Source organism: Lysobacter sp. Root983, assembly GCF_001429345.1.
Lineage (GTDB): Bacteria > Pseudomonadota > Gammaproteobacteria > Xanthomonadales > Xanthomonadaceae > Lysobacter.
The window spans coordinates 1,345,114-1,359,439 of the sequence record NZ_LMJO01000001.1; the positions used below are offsets into that span (position 1 = coordinate 1,345,114).

15 protein-coding genes and 1 tRNA gene are annotated in these 14,326 nt (G+C 67.9%); 3 read left to right on the top strand and 13 right to left on the bottom strand.

From position 1 onward, the window contains the following. The first annotated feature begins 1 nt into the window (after nt 1). Together dxs and ASE43_RS05740 are read left to right on the top strand one after the other, a co-directional pair. Entirely contained in the window at nt 2-1,909 is a 1,908-nt protein-coding gene (dxs, locus tag ASE43_RS05735) for a 1-deoxy-D-xylulose-5-phosphate synthase (protein WP_057159712.1), read from the top strand. 4 nt (nt 1,910-1,913) lie between these two features. Continuing rightward, nucleotides 1,914-2,297: a hypothetical protein gene (locus ASE43_RS05740; protein WP_057159713.1), complete on the top strand. Its 384-nt coding sequence runs from the start codon at nt 1,914-1,916 to the stop codon at nt 2,295-2,297. Between the two features lie 259 nt (nt 2,298-2,556). Here ASE43_RS05740 and ASE43_RS05745 read toward each other — a convergent pair whose 3' ends face one another. Genes ASE43_RS05745 through ASE43_RS05755 form a run of 3 tightly spaced genes read right to left on the bottom strand, consistent with a single transcriptional unit; the run spans nt 2,557 to nt 4,801 of the window. Continuing rightward, nucleotides 2,557-2,886: a DUF3325 domain-containing protein gene (locus ASE43_RS05745; protein WP_057159714.1), complete on the bottom strand. Its 330-nt coding sequence runs from the start codon at nt 2,884-2,886 to the stop codon at nt 2,557-2,559. Between the two features lie 9 nt (nt 2,887-2,895). Next, nucleotides 2,896-4,455, bottom strand: a complete 1,560-nt coding sequence (locus tag ASE43_RS05750) for a PepSY-associated TM helix domain-containing protein (RefSeq protein WP_057159715.1) — start codon at nt 4,453-4,455, stop codon at nt 2,896-2,898. Between the two features lie 10 nt (nt 4,456-4,465). After that, nucleotides 4,466-4,801: a hypothetical protein gene (locus ASE43_RS05755; RefSeq protein ID WP_200956217.1), complete on the bottom strand. Its 336-nt coding sequence runs from the start codon at nt 4,799-4,801 to the stop codon at nt 4,466-4,468. A gap of 222 nt (nt 4,802-5,023) precedes the next feature. Between ASE43_RS05755 and ASE43_RS05760 the strand changes: the two genes are divergently transcribed. Further along, entirely contained in the window at nt 5,024-6,031 is a 1,008-nt protein-coding gene (locus ASE43_RS05760) for a TraB/GumN family protein (protein ID WP_057159716.1), read from the top strand. A gap of 59 nt (nt 6,032-6,090) precedes the next feature. On the opposite strand, the gene ASE43_RS05765 is transcribed toward ASE43_RS05760, so the two are convergent. From ASE43_RS05765 to infC, 10 genes are all read right to left on the bottom strand, one after another. After that, a tRNA-Pro gene (locus ASE43_RS05765) sits at nt 6,091-6,167 on the bottom strand. Nucleotides 6,168-6,314: 147 nt separating this feature from the next. Next, complete coding sequence (locus ASE43_RS05770) at nt 6,315-6,671, bottom strand: MerR family transcriptional regulator (protein WP_055902735.1); 357 nt, start codon at nt 6,669-6,671, stop codon at nt 6,315-6,317. Next, nucleotides 6,652-6,951 carry an integration host factor subunit alpha gene (gene ihfA / locus ASE43_RS05775; protein ID WP_055902738.1) on the bottom strand — a complete coding sequence of 100 codons (300 nt, stop codon included), beginning with the start codon at nt 6,949-6,951 and terminating at the stop codon, nt 6,652-6,654. Before ihfA ends, ASE43_RS05770 begins: the two co-directional genes overlap by 20 nt. Before the next feature lie 34 nt (nt 6,952-6,985). After that, the gene (gene pheT, locus ASE43_RS05780; protein ID WP_057159717.1) at nt 6,986-9,391 is read right to left on the bottom strand and encodes a phenylalanine--tRNA ligase subunit beta; all 2,406 of its coding nucleotides are present in this window, start codon (nt 9,389-9,391) and stop codon (nt 6,986-6,988) included. A gap of 95 nt (nt 9,392-9,486) precedes the next feature. Then, on the bottom strand, nt 9,487-10,497 hold the full coding sequence (gene pheS / locus ASE43_RS05785; RefSeq protein ID WP_057159718.1) for a phenylalanine--tRNA ligase subunit alpha: 1,011 nt from the start codon (nt 10,495-10,497) through the stop codon (nt 9,487-9,489). A gap of 157 nt (nt 10,498-10,654) precedes the next feature. After that, on the bottom strand, nt 10,655-11,014 hold the full coding sequence (rplT, locus tag ASE43_RS05790) for a 50S ribosomal protein L20 (RefSeq protein ID WP_056181730.1): 360 nt from the start codon (nt 11,012-11,014) through the stop codon (nt 10,655-10,657). A gap of 13 nt (nt 11,015-11,027) precedes the next feature. Next, nucleotides 11,028-11,225 (bottom strand): 50S ribosomal protein L35, encoded by a 198-nt coding sequence (rpmI, locus tag ASE43_RS05795; RefSeq protein WP_055902747.1) that lies wholly within the window; start codon nt 11,223-11,225, stop codon nt 11,028-11,030. Nucleotides 11,226-11,455: 230 nt separating this feature from the next. Next, nucleotides 11,456-12,652 carry an XVIPCD domain-containing protein gene (locus tag ASE43_RS05800; RefSeq protein ID WP_057159719.1) on the bottom strand — a complete coding sequence of 399 codons (1,197 nt, stop codon included), beginning with the start codon at nt 12,650-12,652 and terminating at the stop codon, nt 11,456-11,458. 77 nt (nt 12,653-12,729) lie between these two features. Beyond that, entirely contained in the window at nt 12,730-13,404 is a 675-nt protein-coding gene (locus tag ASE43_RS05805) for an ankyrin repeat domain-containing protein (RefSeq protein WP_057159888.1), read from the bottom strand. Between the two features lie 341 nt (nt 13,405-13,745). Then, entirely contained in the window at nt 13,746-14,270 is a 525-nt protein-coding gene (gene infC / locus ASE43_RS05810; protein WP_082576627.1) for a translation initiation factor IF-3, read from the bottom strand. Nucleotides 14,271-14,326: the final 56 nt, after the last annotated feature.

The window sequence follows — 14,326 nt, forward strand, 5'->3', positions numbered from 1 at the left end:
AATGATCGATCCGCAGCGCTACCCGCGTCTTTCCCGCATCCAAGTTCCCGCCGACCTGCGCCAGTTCGGCGAAGACGAACTGCCGGCGATCGCCGAGGAATTGCGCGCCTACCTGATCGAGCAGGTCGCCCTGGTCGGCGGCCACTTCGGCGCGGGCTTGGGCGTGATCGAACTGACCGTGGCCCTGCACTGGCTGTTCGAGACGCCGGTGGACCGCCTGGTCTGGGACGTCGGCCATCAGTGCTATCCGCACAAGATCCTCACCGGCCGCCGCGACGAGATCCACACAGTCAAGCAGAAAGACGGCGTGGCGCCGTTCCCGAAGCGCGAGGAGTCGCAGTACGACACCTTCGGCGTCGGCCACAGCTCGACCTCGATCTCGGCCGCGCTGGGCATGGCCATCGCGCTGCAGCGCGCCGGCGACGAGCGCAAGGTCGTGGCGGTGATCGGCGACGGCGCGATGACCGCCGGCATGGCCTTCGAAGCCCTGGCCCACGCCGGCGGCATGACCGATCCCGAACCGAACCTGCTGGTGATCCTCAACGACAATCAGATGTCGATTTCGGAGAACGTCGGCGGCGTCACCAAGATGCTCGGCCGCCTCACCGGCAGCCGCACCCTCAACGCGCTGCGCGAAGGCGGCAAGAAGCTGCTGGGCGACAAGCGCAAGCCGGCGGCCAAGTTCGTGCGCCGCTGGGAAGAACACTGGAAGGGCATGTTCGTGCCCTCGACCTTCTTCGAAGAGGTCGGCTTCCACTACACCGGCCCGATCGACGGCCACGACCTGCCGGCCCTGCTGGGCGCGATGAAGACGCTCAAGACCCTCAAGGGTCCGCAGCTGCTGCACATCATCACCACCAAGGGCAAAGGCTACGAACTGGCCGAGGGCGACCAGATCGGCTACCACGCGGTCGGCCCCTTCGATCCCGAGAAGGGCCTGGTCAGCAAGCCCGGCGCCAAGAAGCCGACCTACACCGACGTGTTCGGCGAGTGGCTGTGCGACATGGCCGCGGCCGACGACAAGCTGCTCGGCATCACCCCCGCGATGCGCGAAGGCTCCGGCCTGGTGCGCTTCAGCAAGGAATACCCGGCGCGCTACTTCGACGTCGCCATCGCCGAGCAGCACGCGGTCACCCTGGCCGCCGGCATGGCCTGCGAAGGCGCCAAGCCGGTGGTCGCGATTTATTCGACCTTCCTGCAGCGCGGTTACGACCAACTGGTGCACGACGTCGCGATCCAGAACCTGGACGTGCTGTTCGCGATCGACCGCGGCGGCGTGGTCGGCCCGGACGGCGCCACCCACGCCGGCAACCTCGACCTGTCCTATCTGCGCTGCGTACCCAACATGCTGGTGATGGCGCCGGCCGACGAGGACGAGTGCCGCAAGATGCTCAGCACCGGTCACCGCTACGAAGGCCCGGCCGCGGTGCGCTACCCGCGCGGCACCGGCCCCGGCGTGCCCGTGCAGCCCAACCTGGACACCTTGCCGATCGGCAAGGCCGAACTGCGCCGCAGCGGCAGCCGCATCGCCCTGCTCGCGTTCGGCGCGATCGTGCCGGCCGCCGAACAAGTCGCCAACGAGCTCGGCCTGACCCTGGTCAACATGCGCTTCGTGAAACCGCTGGATCGCACCTTGATCCTGGAGTTGGCCAAGAGCCACCGCGGCTTCGTCACGCTCGAAGACAACGTGATCGCTGGCGGCGCCGGCAGCGGCGTGGCCGAACTGCTGGCCGCCGAAGGCATCGCCCTGCCGATCCTGCATCTGGGCCTGCCCGACGAATTCCAGCACCACGCCAGCCGCGAACAGCTGCTGGCCGAAGCCGGCCTCGACGCCGCCGGCATCCGCCGCGCCGTGTTCGCGCGCTGGCCCGAACTTCAGGAAGCGCCGCCGCGCAGCGCGGCGCTTTAAGGCGATGATGAAGCTCAGCCCTTTGGTCGCCACGGCGACCTCGGCGGAGCTGGCATACATCGCAGCGCTCGATCACGGCGAGGACAGCGAGCAGCACCTGCGTGCTCTGCGAGAGCTGATCTTCGTGCAGCACGGCGCGTTACGCCCGGACCAGCAATGGCATCCCTATGAAGTGATCGAGCTTGGCGCGAATGCGTTAAGACCCGATCACGGGCGCGAGTTCGCTATTTGCACGCTGCTGGTCCTGCAGGCCGTGGCAACCGGCCACGACACCGCGACCGATCTGGATTTCAAATACGAAACCCACGCTGCCGACTACGCAGCGTTGCCCGCAGTCTTGCGTGAGGAGATCCTGCACGCCTACGCGGATGCACAACGCAGGCCGTAGGATGCGGTGAGCGCAGCGAACCGCATCGCGCGCTTGGCCGGAGTTGCACATGGTGCGGTTCGCTGCGCTCACCACACCCTACGAAATGACCTAAGTCGCGACCTCGGTCGCCGAGCCGCGCGGATCTGATGGAGTTCAATCGCGGCTTACGCCGCTCCCACAGAGAGCCAAGCGCCGATACGGGGCCAGCGATACGCACCCTAGGATGCGGTGAGCGCAGCGAACCGCATCATCGACGCACGCTGACGCCGCACGCGCCTCAGCCCGACAGCAGCGCCGTCGCCACGCCGCTCAGCAACAACGCCACGGCCAGCTTCGCGCTCGCCTTCGGCCACAGGGTCAGGCTCAAGGACCAGGCCAGCGCCGACAGCATCAGCACCGCCGCCCAGAAGATCGGACCGAACTCCCAGCCCTTCCAGGCCGCGAAACCGGCGAAGGCCGCCGCGTGCAACGCCCAGCCCAGGCCGCGCCAGACGCGTGCGCGGCGCGCGTCGTAGCGCCCCGCGCACGCCTGCGCGTAATGCTTCTCCATGCCCAGGCTGAGCAGGCACCAGGCCAGCAACGACACCGCGAATCCCAACCACAGCATCGCAGTTCCTCAGCGCTCAGCGAGCGCGGCGCGGCGCTCGCCACCGCGCACGCGCGCGGGTTCGGAAACGGGACGGCGCGCAGCCGCACGCGCACGCAACGCCAGCAGCGCGAAACCCAGCGCCAGCGCCAACGCCGTCAGGTCGACCGCGGCCAGCGCCCAATCGCCGCGCGCCAGGGTCGCGAACAGATGGCTCTTGGGTGCGGTCGCCAGATTGACCAACGGCAACGCCGCCAACGCGATCGCGTTCAAGGCGAAGTAGCGGCCCCAGCCGCGCCGGCGCACCGACGGGATCAGCGCGTACAGCGCGGCCGCGATCCAGGCCGCGCAGAACGCGCCGATCTCCCAACTCGCGCGCTCGGCCAGGCCGGCCGGCAGCACGCGGTTCGCGATCAGCATCGCCACGCAGCCCAACGGCATGCCGCCGACCACGCCCAGGTTGAGGCTCTGCACCAGGCCATAGCCCGACACCGCGCCGGCCTCGGCGACCTTCCTGGCGCGCTTGTTGACCCAGACCTGCATACCGCTGGCCAGCATCACGCAACCGGCCAGGCCCATGCAGAAATACAGCCAGCGCAGCGCGCTGCCGCCCCATTGCGCCATGTGCAGGCCGCCGAGGAAGGTGTAGACCTTGTAGCCGGTCGCCGACGGCTTGGACACGTGCAGCAGCTTGCCGTCGTTGGCGTCGTAGACGACCTGGTCGAAATTCCAGGCCACATGGCGGCTGTGGTCGCCGCCGAAGGCGATGGTGGCGCTGCTGTCGTCGGGGTGGTGCACGTTGACCCAGGTCGGCTGTGTGCCCAGACGACGGGTCGCGTCGGCGAGCAGGCGGTCGACCGGATACAGCTGGGCCAGCGGCTTGCCGGTCTCCGGGCGCTCGTAGCTGTCGCCGGCCTCGGCGAAGAACTTGTCGGCGTCGCTGTTGTAGGCCACCTGCACGCCCGCGAACATGTACGAGGCGACGAAGATCGCCACGCCAGTGTAGGCGATCATCAGATGGAACGGCAGGCCGAGCACGCCGGTGAGGTTGTGCCCGTCCAACCAGGCGCGCTGGCCTCCGGTCTTGGGCCGGAAGGTGAAGAAGTCCTTGAAGACGCGCTTGTGGATCACGATGCCGGTAAGGATCGCGACCAGCATGAACATGCCGGCGACGCCGACCAGGTACATGCCGATCGTGCCCGCGTGCAGGTTGTAGTGCAGGGTGAAGAAGAAATCGCCGCCGGCGGTATCTGGCAGGCGCTCGCCGGTGGTGGGATTCAACGCGCGCTCGTCGTAGCTGCCGTCGTCGTAGTAAACGTAGGCGGAGGTCGCGCGCTCGCGCTGGGTCGGCGCGGTCACGTACAAGGCGTGCGCATGCGGCTTGGCGTCGCGCTGGGCCGAGGCGATCGCCGGCGCGAAGCTGAGCTGCGCGCGCGGCGCGTCGTGCAGGGCCGGACGCATCCAGTCGCCGATCTCCTTGTCGAAGCAGGCCAGGGTGCCGCCGACGAAGATCACGAACAGCAACCAGCCGATGATCAGCCCGGCCCAGGTATGCAACCAGGCCATCGCCTGCGAGAACGTGTTCTTCATGCCTGCGCGCTCACGGCCGGGCGGCGAATTCGGGGAAAGCCAGGGCCACGCCGTATAAGGCGAGCGCGAGCAACAGCGGCGCGAGTACCGCGCGCGCCGCGCTCTTGGCCGCGAACGCGTACATCGCGGCCGCGCACCAGACCGCGAAGCACAGCAAGCTGGCGGCGACCACGCGATCGCTGCGCGAGAACGGCAGCACCACGGTCAGGAACGCGGTCGAGCCGTAGGCCAGCAGATAACCCACCACGACGGCCGCGAACGCGCGCACGCCCACCTCGATTCGATGGCGCAGCGGCACGGTCTTGGCTTTGCGCGCGGGCGCGGCGGTGGTCGAGGTCGGGCTCATGCGGCAGCGGGCTGGAGTGGCGGCACGACGCGTGCGGGTCGCTCGCACATGCCTTGGACTGGAGCCGCAGTCTATTTGCTAATGGTTCTCATTAGCAACTGTGGCCGCATCCGCCTGAACGGATTCCGCACGGCAGGCCGCGCAGCCACCGATCCGCACTGCGCCGCGTGGCGCGAATCTGGCAGGCTCCGGGCTCGAACCCACACCACGGAAACGCAACGGATGCGCCCTGCCCTGCTTGCCTGTCTCGCGCTCTCCCTCGCGCTCGCATCGCCCGCGTACGCGCAAACGCCGCCGCTGGCGCCGGCGCAGGAAACCATTCGCGACATCGACACCGTCGTGGTCTCCGGCGTGCAGCCGGGCCCGGGCATGTGGAAGGTCAGCCGCGGCGAACACGTGCTGTGGATCCTCGGTACCCTGAGCCCGGTGCCCAAGAACATGCAATGGCTGTCGCGCGACGTCGAAGCGACGATCGCGCAATCGCAGGAAGTGCTGGAACCGCCATCGGTGTCGATCGGCACCGATCTGGGCATGTTCCGCAGCATGCTGCTGATCCCCTCGGCGCTGAAGGCGCGCCGCAACCCCGACGACAAGACCCTGCGCGAAGTGGTGCCCGCCGACCTGTACGCGCGTTGGCTGCCGCTGAAGGCGCGCTACATCGGCAGCGATCGCGGCGTCGAGAAATGGCGCCCGGTGTTCGCCGCACAGGAGCTCTACGAAGCGGCGATGCGTCGCTCCGACCTGTCGCTCAAGGGCATCGTCTGGCCGATGGTCGAGCGCAGCGCCAAGCAGCACGAGGTCAAGATCACCCCGTCCAAGATCGAAATGAAGATCAAGGACCCCAAGGCCGTGCTCAAGGACTTCGCCCACACCACCCTCAGCGACACCGACTGCTTCGCCAAGACCCTGAGCCGGATCGAGGGCGACATCGAGACCATGCGCGCGCGCGCCAACGCCTGGGCGATCGGCGACATCGAAGCGCTGCGCGCGCTGCCGCAGGGCGATCAATACGAAGTCTGCCTGCGCGCGGTCACCGCCTCCGGCGTGGCTCAGCGGCTGGGCTTCGGCGACCTGCGCGAGCGCGTGATCCAGGCCTGGCTGGCCAATGCCGACCGCGCCCTGCTCAACAACCGGGTCAGCTTCGCCAGCCTGCCGGTCGCCGAACTGTTCAAACCCGACGGCTACCTGGCACGGCTGCAGGCGCGCGGCTACACCGTCGAGGCGCCGTAAGCGGCGCCCCTGAAACGCAAAACGCCCGGCGCGGGCCGGGCGTTGCGGTGACATCGGAATGGTCGGGACGGCCGGATTTGAACCGACGACCCTCTGCCCCCCAGGCAGATGCGCTACCAGGCTGCGCTACGCCCCGAACGTGTTTCGATGTCCCCCGCCCTTGCGAGCGGGCGGCAAGTATAGCCTTAAGGCAGGGATTCGGGATACGGGATTGGGGATTCGTCGATCGGGAAGGCCGGCGCTTTCGACGAATCCCCCATCCCAAATCTCGAATCCCGGCTTTTCAGCGCCGCAGCAGCTGCAGCACTTCTTCCAGCTCCATCCGCACCTGGCGGATGATCTGCGAGCTCAGCGCCGACTCGTCCTTGGCGGCCTCGCCTTCCAGGCGCAGGCGCGCGCCGCCGATGGTGTAGCCCTGTTCGTACAGCAGGCCGCGGATCTGTCGCACCATCAGCACCTCGTGGCGCTGGTAGTAACGACGGTTGCCGCGGCGCTTGACCGGGTTGAGAGTCGGGAATTCGGTTTCCCAGTAACGCAGCACATGCGGTTTGACGTCGCACAGCTCGCTGACCTCACCGATGGTGAAGTAGCGCTTCGCCGGAATCGGCGGAAGTTCGCGATTACTGCCCGGATCCAGCATAGGCCTCCACCCGCTCCTTGAGCTTCTGTCCCGGACGGAAGGTCACCACCGTCCGCGCCGAGATCGGAATTTCCTCGCCGGTCTTCGGATTACGCCCCGGCCGCTGGTTCTTGCGGCGCAGATCGAAATTGCCGAAGCCCGACAGCTTGACCTGTCGGCCGTGCTCCAACGCCTCGCGCAACGCGTCGAAGAACGCGTCGACGAATTCCTTGGCTTCGCGTTTGTTAAGTCCGACTTCGTCGAACAGCCGCTCCGCCATTTCCGCCTTGGTCAATGCCACATCGTTTCCCCTGTTTGAACCCGCGATGCGCGCCTCAGGCGCGGATCTTGGCGCCGTGTTCGCGCTCGATCGCCGCCATCACCGCAGCCACCACTTCCTCTACATCGCGGTCAGTCAGGGTGCGTGATTCATCCTGCAGAATCAAGCCCATAGCGAGACTCTTGAATCCGTTTTCCACCCCCTTGCCCTGGTAGCGGTCGAACAGCACCAGATCGCGCAGGGACGGGCCCGCGGCCGCCTGAACGGAGGCCGAAATCGCCGCCCAGGCGACGTCCTCGGCGACGACGAACGCGAGATCGCGGCGGACGGACGGATACCGGGACAGGGTGCCGGCGCGCGGCACGGCGCGCTGCGACAGCGGTGCCAAATCCAGCTCGAACGCAACCACCTCGACGTCCAGGTCGAGGGCCCGCTGCAGGCGCGGGTGCAGCTGGCCGATCCAGCCCAGGCGCTGGGCCTGGCCGGTCTCATCGGCCCGGTAGACGTCGGCCGAGCGGCCCGGGTGGGCCCAGGCCGGCTGCGAGGGCCGGTATTCCAGACGGGCGCCGGCCAGAGCGGCCAGACTTTCGAGGTCGCCCTTGAGGTCGTGGAAGCCGACCGCGCGGCCCTTGCCGTTCCACTGCTCGGGGCCGGCGTCGCCGCAGGCGGCCGCGGCGATGCGCTGGATCTCCAGCGGCGCCTCGCCGGCGCGTGCGGCGAACACGTTGCCGAGTTCGAACAGGCGCAGGCGCGACTGCTGGCGCGCGGCGTTGCGACCCAGGGCGGCGACCAGGCCCGGCAGCAGGCCGGTGCGCATCACCCCGAGTTCGGCGCTGAGCGGATTGGCCAACGCCACCGCGCCCTCGACTAGCTGCCAGGTCGCGAGCAGGTCGGCGTCGACGAAGGCGTAGTTGACCGTTTCCAGGTAGTCGCGCGCGGCCAGCTGGCGGCGCAGCACACCGGCCTCGACGCGGGTTTCGCTGGGCGCGATCAGACGCGTGTTGCCGCCCGGCAGGGTGGTCGGGATGGCGTCGTAGCCGTGGATGCGCGCGATCTCTTCGATCAGGTCCTCTTCGATCGCGATGTCGAAGCGGCGGCTGGGCGCGGTCACGCTCCAGCCGTCGGCGGCGGCGGTCACCGCCAGGCCCAGTGCCGTGAGGATGCGTTCGACTTCGCTATCGGCGATACGCAAGCCGAGCACGCGCGCCAGACGATCGCGGCGCAGGTGCACCGACTGCGGCTGCGACAGGTGCTGCGGCAGCACGGCCTCGATGACCGGGCCGGGCGCGCCGCCGGCGATCTCGACGATCAGACGGGTCGCGACTTCCACGGCCTGGCGCGGCAGTTCCGGATCGACGCCGCGCTCGAAGCGGTGGCCGGCGTCGGTGTGCAGGCCCAGCTTGCGGCCGCGCCCGATGATCGCCGACGGAATCCAGTGCGCGGCCTCGAGGAAGACGTTGCGGGTGGCGTCGGTGACGCGGGTGTCGTAGCCGCCCATGATGCCGCCCAGGGCGACGGCGCGCGCGCCGCGACCGCCCTGGCTGTCGGACACCACCAGGAAATCCAGATCCAGCGCGACCGTGCGACCGTCGAGCAGCTTGGTTTCCTCGCCCGCGCGCGCGGGACGCACCACCACCGGCTCGGTCAGCGTGTCGCGGTCGAAGGCGTGCATGGGCTGGCCGAGTTCCAGCATCACGTACTGGGTTACGTCGACCAGGAAGCTGATCGGGCGCACGCCGCTGCGGCGCAGGCGCTCGACCATCCACACCGGTGTGACCGCGCCGGCGTTCACGCCTTCGATCACGCGGCCGACGAAGCGCGGCACCTTGGCGTCGGCGTCCAGTTCGACCGCCAGTTCGGTGCCGATCAGGGCCGGCATCGGCGTGGCGTCGAACGCCACCACTTGCGAACCGCAGGCGGCTGCGACGTCGTAGGCGATGCCGCGCACGCTGAAGCAGTCGGCGCGGTTCGGGGTCAGTTTGATTTCGATGCTGGCGTCGGGCAGGCCCAGGTACTGCGCCAGCGGCGCGCCCACCGGCGCGTCGGCCGGCAATTCGAGCAGGCCGGAGGCGTCGGGATCCACGCCCAGTTCCTTGGCCGAGCACAGCATGCCGAAGGATTCCACGCCGCGCAGCTTGGCGGCCTTGATCGCGATGCCGCCGGGCAGGTTCGCGCCGACGGTCGCCAACGGCGCCTTCAGTCCGGCGCGCGCATTCGGCGCGCCGCACACGATCTGGACCGTGGCGCCTTCGCCGATCTCGACCTGGCACACCTGCAGGCGGTCGGCCTCGGGATGCTTCTGCGCGCTGACGATGCGCGCCACGACCACACCGTCCAGGCCGTCGCCCAGGGCGGTCACTTCCTCGACTTCCAGGCCGATCGCGGTCAGCGTCGCCGCCAGCTGTTCGCGGCTGGCGTCGGTCGGCACGTGCTGGCGCAGCCAGTTTTCGCTGAATTTCATTGAAATTCCGGGATTAGGGATTCGGGATTAGGGATTCGTAGAGCGGGCCGGATCGCTTTTGCGAATCTCGAATCCCGAATCACGAATCCCGTTCCTCAAGCGAACTGCTTGAGGAACCGCACATCGTTGTCGAAGAAGCTGCGCAGGTCGTCGACGCCGTAGCGCAGCATCGCGAAGCGCTCCACGCCCAGGCCGAAGGCGTAGCCGGTGTACTTCTCCGGATCGATACCGACGTTGCGCAGCACGCTGGGATGGACCATGCCGCAGCCCAGCACTTCCAGCCAACGCGTCGAACCGTCCGGCTGCTGCCAGGCGATGTCGACTTCGGCCGAGGGCTCGGTGAAGGGGAAATAGCTGGGGCGGAAGCGCATCTCGAAATCGCGCTCGAAGAATGCGCGCACGAATTCGCTCAGCGTGCCCTTGAGGTCGGCGAAGCTGGCGTGCTCGTCCACCAGCAGACCTTCGCACTGGTGGAACATCGGGGTATGGGTCTGGTCGCTGTCGCTGCGGTAGACCTTGCCCAGCGCGATCATGCGCAGCGGCGGCTGGTGCTGCAGCATGTAGCGCACCTGCACGCCCGAGGTGTGGGTGCGCAGCAGACGCGCCACGCCGGCCTGGTCGGGCGGGAAATAGAAGGTGTCGTGCATCGCCCGCGCCGGATGGTGCGGCGGGAAATTCAGCGCCTCGAAGTTATGCCAGTCGTCCTCGATCTCGGGGCCGTCGCTGAGCGCGAAACCGAGCCGGCCGAAGATGTCGGCGATACGCTCCATGGTGCGGCTGACCGGGTGCAGGCCGCCGACGCTGGCGTCCAGGCCCGGCAGGGTCACGTCGATCGATTCGGAGACCAGGCGCGCGTCGAGCGCGGCGTTGTCCAGGGCCTGCTTGCGCTCGTTGAGCGCGGCGGTCAGTTCGTCGCGCGCGCGGTTGATCGCCTCGCCCGCGGTCTTGCGTTGCTCCGGCGGCAGCGCGCCCAGCTGCTTGAGCTGCGCGGTGACGCTGCCGGACTTGCCCAGCAGGGCGATGCGCAAGGCCTCGACCGCGTCGGAACTGGTGGCCGCCGCGATCTGCGCGAGCGAGTGCTGGCTGAGTTGCTCGATTTCACCCATGGGGGTCTGCTTCCTGGTTCGCTTACGCAGCAACGGATTACGGGAGCCCAAAAACGGCAATGGGGAAGGACTTGCGCCCTTCCCCATGCCTTAACCACGTTGTCCCTCGCACCGAACCAGTGCGGGGCACGTGGCTCGGGACGGGGATGGAAACAGGTTACGCCGCGAGCGCGCTCTTCGCCTTTTCAGCCAGCGCCGCAAAACCCGTCGCATCGTGCACGGCGATATCCGCCAGCACCTTGCGGTCCAGGGTGATGCCGGACTTGAGCAGGCCGTTCATGAAACGGCTGTAGCTCAGGCCGTTGATGCGGGCCGCCGCGTTGATGCGGGTGATCCACAGCGAACGGAAATTGCGCTTCTTCTGCTTACGACCGATGTAGGCGTACTGCAGCGCCTTCGTGACCGCCTGCTTGGCGACGCGGAAGACTTTGCGGCGGGCGTGATAGTAGCCCTTGGCCTGCTTCAGGATTTTCTTGTGACGGCGGCGCGCCGTAACACCACGCTTAACTCGTGCCATTGTTCAGTCCTCCTCAGAGATACGGCAGCATGCGAACCAGACGGCCCGCGTCCTCGGGACGAACATGGTTCGTCTGCCGCAGGTTGCGCTTCCGCTTGGTGGCCTTCTTGGTGAGGATGTGGCTCTTGTTGGCGTGGCCGCACTTGAACTTGCCGGAAGCGGTCTTCCGGAAGCGCTTGGCTGCCGCCCGATTGGTCTTGATCTTGGGCATTGCGATGTCCTTTCGGAGTTATGTCACTGGCCTGGGCGGTGGCATGGCCACTCTTTCCGTCCTGCCCTTGCCGGCTTGTAAGTCATTGATCTGAAACGAGATCAGCAACAGGTCCTGGGTGATGCGCACAACAAACCCGGCGAACCGGGCCGCACATTATGCAGACCCGCGGATTCCGATGCAAATCAGCGGTTTAGTCGGCGCCGGGCGGGGCCCGCCCAGGCGCGGGCTCAGCGGCCGCGGGCGGCGCTGAGCTGGGGTTCCAGGGCCGGCGCGGCCGCGGCCGTGCGCTGCGCCAGCTGCAGGGACTGCTCGCTGCTCTGGGCCAGCGGCTGTTCGCGCCCGCTGGCGACGTCGACATGGGCGACCCGCTGCGATTCGGGGCGCTGGCCCTCGACCGCGAATGCGCGCCGGCCGTCCTCGCCGAACACCACCTGGTCGATGCGGTTGAGGCCGCCGCGCTGGGCTTCCAGCGCCAACGCCCCGGCCAGCTGCTCGGTCTGCGCGCCGTTGAGGCCGCGCGCCGCGGCATGGCCCTGCACGCCGTCGTAGGACTGGCGATACAGCGGATTGGCCGGATGCGCGGGATCGTTCATGCGCGCGTTGCGGGTTTCGAAATCCTTGCCGAACACCTTCTCCTGGGCCTCGATCACCGAGTCGATGTAGTGCATCTCGACGCCGTGCTTGATCGACTTCACCGGGTTGAGCTTCTGCCAGAAACTCAGGGGATCCGGATCGGGCAACTCGATCTTGTGACCGAGCGCGTCCGGCATCAGGTGGCGGATGATCGGCTTGTTCTCCTGCAGCTCGGTCAGGATCTCGTTGTCCACCGCGTAACGGCGGATCAATCCTTGCCCGGCCTCGCGCTTGACCGCGTCCGGGTCCAGGCCCACGCGCTCCAAGGTCTTGTCGTGCACGCCCGAGGCGTTGAAGGTCACCGCCGGGGTGTCGGTGGCCACGGCCGCGGCGGCGGCGAGGCCTCCGCCCAGCGAGTGGCCGGTGATCACCATGTCCTGGCCGAACGCCACCTTGGCCTGGCGCGCCAGCGCCATCGCCTGGTTGTACTGCGAAGTCTCGAAGCCCAGGCCCTGGCCGAAGTTGGTCAACCAGTCCTTGGCCTCGTCGGTGCCGCTATAGGCCAACACATGGCGGCCCTGGCCGTCGCCGTAGACCACCGCCAGGAAGCCGCTGCTCTGGTTCTTCAGCAGGGTCGGATCGATGCCGACCTTGCGCAGCTCGTCCTCGCCCAGCGGCTTCCACGGGCCCACGCCTTCCTGACCGCCGCTGCGGTCGTAGTCGTAGACGTCGCGCATCAGCTTGGCCAGGGTCATGTCCACCGGCAGCGCGCCCTGCCCGCGCACCTCATCGGCGAACGAAGGCCGCTGGGCCTGTCCGCGCACGCGGTCCGGATCGATCTGTGCATTCATCCTTGACGCTCCCCTAACCCCTCACCCCGGATATGGCCGGCCGCGGTCGGCCGACGCCCTGTCCTGCTCTCACGCGCTTAGCGCGCGCCTTCCAATGCAATGCCATGCGCGCTGAGCCAGGCCTCGACCGCCTCGCGCTGCTTGCGCGTGGGCGCGTTCAACAGCGAGGCGCGGGTCATGAACAAATAGCGCTGGAACGTCTGCCCCTGAACGTTGCGCGCGTTCGCGTCGGCACCGGCCTGGAGCAGATCGAGCGCGCGCTCGGGATCGTTGATCTGGCCGGCGATATGCAACGGCGTGTTGCCGACGCGGTCGGCCAGGTTCGGATCCGCGCCCGCGGCCAGCAGCGCGCGGAACTGGACCTCGCGCTCGCCCATCAGCGCCGAGCGCAGCGGGCCGGCGCCGGATTCGGGATTGCGCACGTTCGCATCGACGCCGCGCGCGAGCAGCTCGGTCAGATAAGACGCATCGTTGGCGGCCGCGGCCATGTGCACCACGGTGTCGCCGTCCACGCCGGGCTGCTTGGGATCCGCGCCCGCGTCGAGCAACGCCTTCAGGCTGTCCAGGCGCTGATTGAGCAGCGCCCACTGCAGCAGGGTCACCTGCTTGTCGCCGCGCGCGGACAGATCGGCGCCAGGCGCCAGCGTGCGGATGCGCGCGGTATCGCCCTCGGCGACAGCTTCGGCTAGGACCGCGACCGCCGGGTCGGCGAAGATGTCTTGTGCGCGCGGGCGCGCTTGGGTTGCGAGCATTGCGTTCTTCTCCATGGCGCAAGTCGTACATGCCGCGCACGCGGCGATCGTCAGCAGGATGGTCGTCGCCATCCTTCGGGCCTTCGCGCGATCCAGTCGCATCAGCACCTCTGTGGCGCGCGCAGTGCGCACCTACCCCACCGCATGGTGCCGTGTAGGGATGACCGGGACAAGTCGTGGCCCGGGGCGGCGGGCGCCGACTGCGCCGCCGATCACAATTCCGGCGGCCTGCCCCTGCCGTCTCGCCGCGCGGCGCGACGGACGGCACGGAGGGGCCGGGGCCAAACAAAAACCCCCGCGCGAGGCGGGGGCTTTCGGACCGACCCGGCGACGGCCGGGGATCAGGTCTTCTTTTTCGGCGCGATCATCATGACCATCTGCCGCCCTTCCAGGCGCGGACGCGACTCGATCACGATGTCCTCGCCCAGGTCGGCCTCGATCCGGGCCGCCATCTCGCGACCCAGTTCCTGATGGCTCATCTCGCGGCCACGGAAGCGGATGTTGACCTTGACCTTGTCGCCTTCTTCCAGGAACCGGCGCATGTTGCGCAGCTTGATCTGGTAGTCGCCTTCGTCGGTCACCGGACGGAACTTGAGTTCCTTGATCTCGACCTGCTTCTGCTTCTTCTTGGCCTCGTTGGCCTTCTTCTGCTGCTCGAAGCGGAACTTGCCGAAGTCCATGATCTTGCAGACCGGCGGATCGGCGTTGGGCTGGATTTCGACCAGATCCAGGCCTTCCTCTTCGGCTTGGCGCAACGCTTCGTCGCGCGTGAGCACGCCGATCATTTCGCCATCGCTGCCGATCACGCGCACGCGCGGTACGCGGATTTCCTGGTTCTTACGGTTCGGCTTCTCGGGGGTACTGATTGTTGCAATCTCCAATGTAGACACGGCTTTCCGTGTCGGGCCGTCCCGGATCACAC

Excerpts from the sequence above, each read along its gene's own strand:
- dxs (WP_057159712.1), top strand. The coding sequence starts at position 2 with ATGATCGATCCGCAGCGCTACCCGCGTCTTTCCCGCATCCAAGTTCCC.
- ASE43_RS05740 (WP_057159713.1), top strand. The coding sequence starts at position 1,914 with ATGATGAAGCTCAGCCCTTTGGTCGCCACGGCGACCTCGGCGGAGCTG.
- ASE43_RS05745 (WP_057159714.1), bottom strand. The coding sequence starts at position 2,886 with ATGCTGTGGTTGGGATTCGCGGTGTCGTTGCTGGCCTGGTGCCTGCTC.
- ASE43_RS05750 (WP_057159715.1), bottom strand. The coding sequence starts at position 4,455 with ATGAAGAACACGTTCTCGCAGGCGATGGCCTGGTTGCATACCTGGGCC.
- ASE43_RS05755 (WP_200956217.1), bottom strand. The coding sequence starts at position 4,801 with ATGAGCCCGACCTCGACCACCGCCGCGCCCGCGCGCAAAGCCAAGACC.
- ASE43_RS05760 (WP_057159716.1), top strand. The coding sequence starts at position 5,024 with ATGCGCCCTGCCCTGCTTGCCTGTCTCGCGCTCTCCCTCGCGCTCGCA.
- ASE43_RS05770 (WP_055902735.1), bottom strand. The coding sequence starts at position 6,671 with ATGCTGGATCCGGGCAGTAATCGCGAACTTCCGCCGATTCCGGCGAAG.
- pheT (WP_057159717.1), bottom strand. The coding sequence starts at position 9,391 with ATGAAATTCAGCGAAAACTGGCTGCGCCAGCACGTGCCGACCGACGCC.
- pheS (WP_057159718.1), bottom strand. The coding sequence starts at position 10,497 with ATGGGTGAAATCGAGCAACTCAGCCAGCACTCGCTCGCGCAGATCGCG.
- rplT (WP_056181730.1), bottom strand. The coding sequence starts at position 11,014 with ATGGCACGAGTTAAGCGTGGTGTTACGGCGCGCCGCCGTCACAAGAAA.
- rpmI (WP_055902747.1), bottom strand. The coding sequence starts at position 11,225 with ATGCCCAAGATCAAGACCAATCGGGCGGCAGCCAAGCGCTTCCGGAAG.
- ASE43_RS05800 (WP_057159719.1), bottom strand. The coding sequence starts at position 12,652 with ATGAATGCACAGATCGATCCGGACCGCGTGCGCGGACAGGCCCAGCGG.
- ASE43_RS05805 (WP_057159888.1), bottom strand. The coding sequence starts at position 13,404 with ATGCTCGCAACCCAAGCGCGCCCGCGCGCACAAGACATCTTCGCCGAC.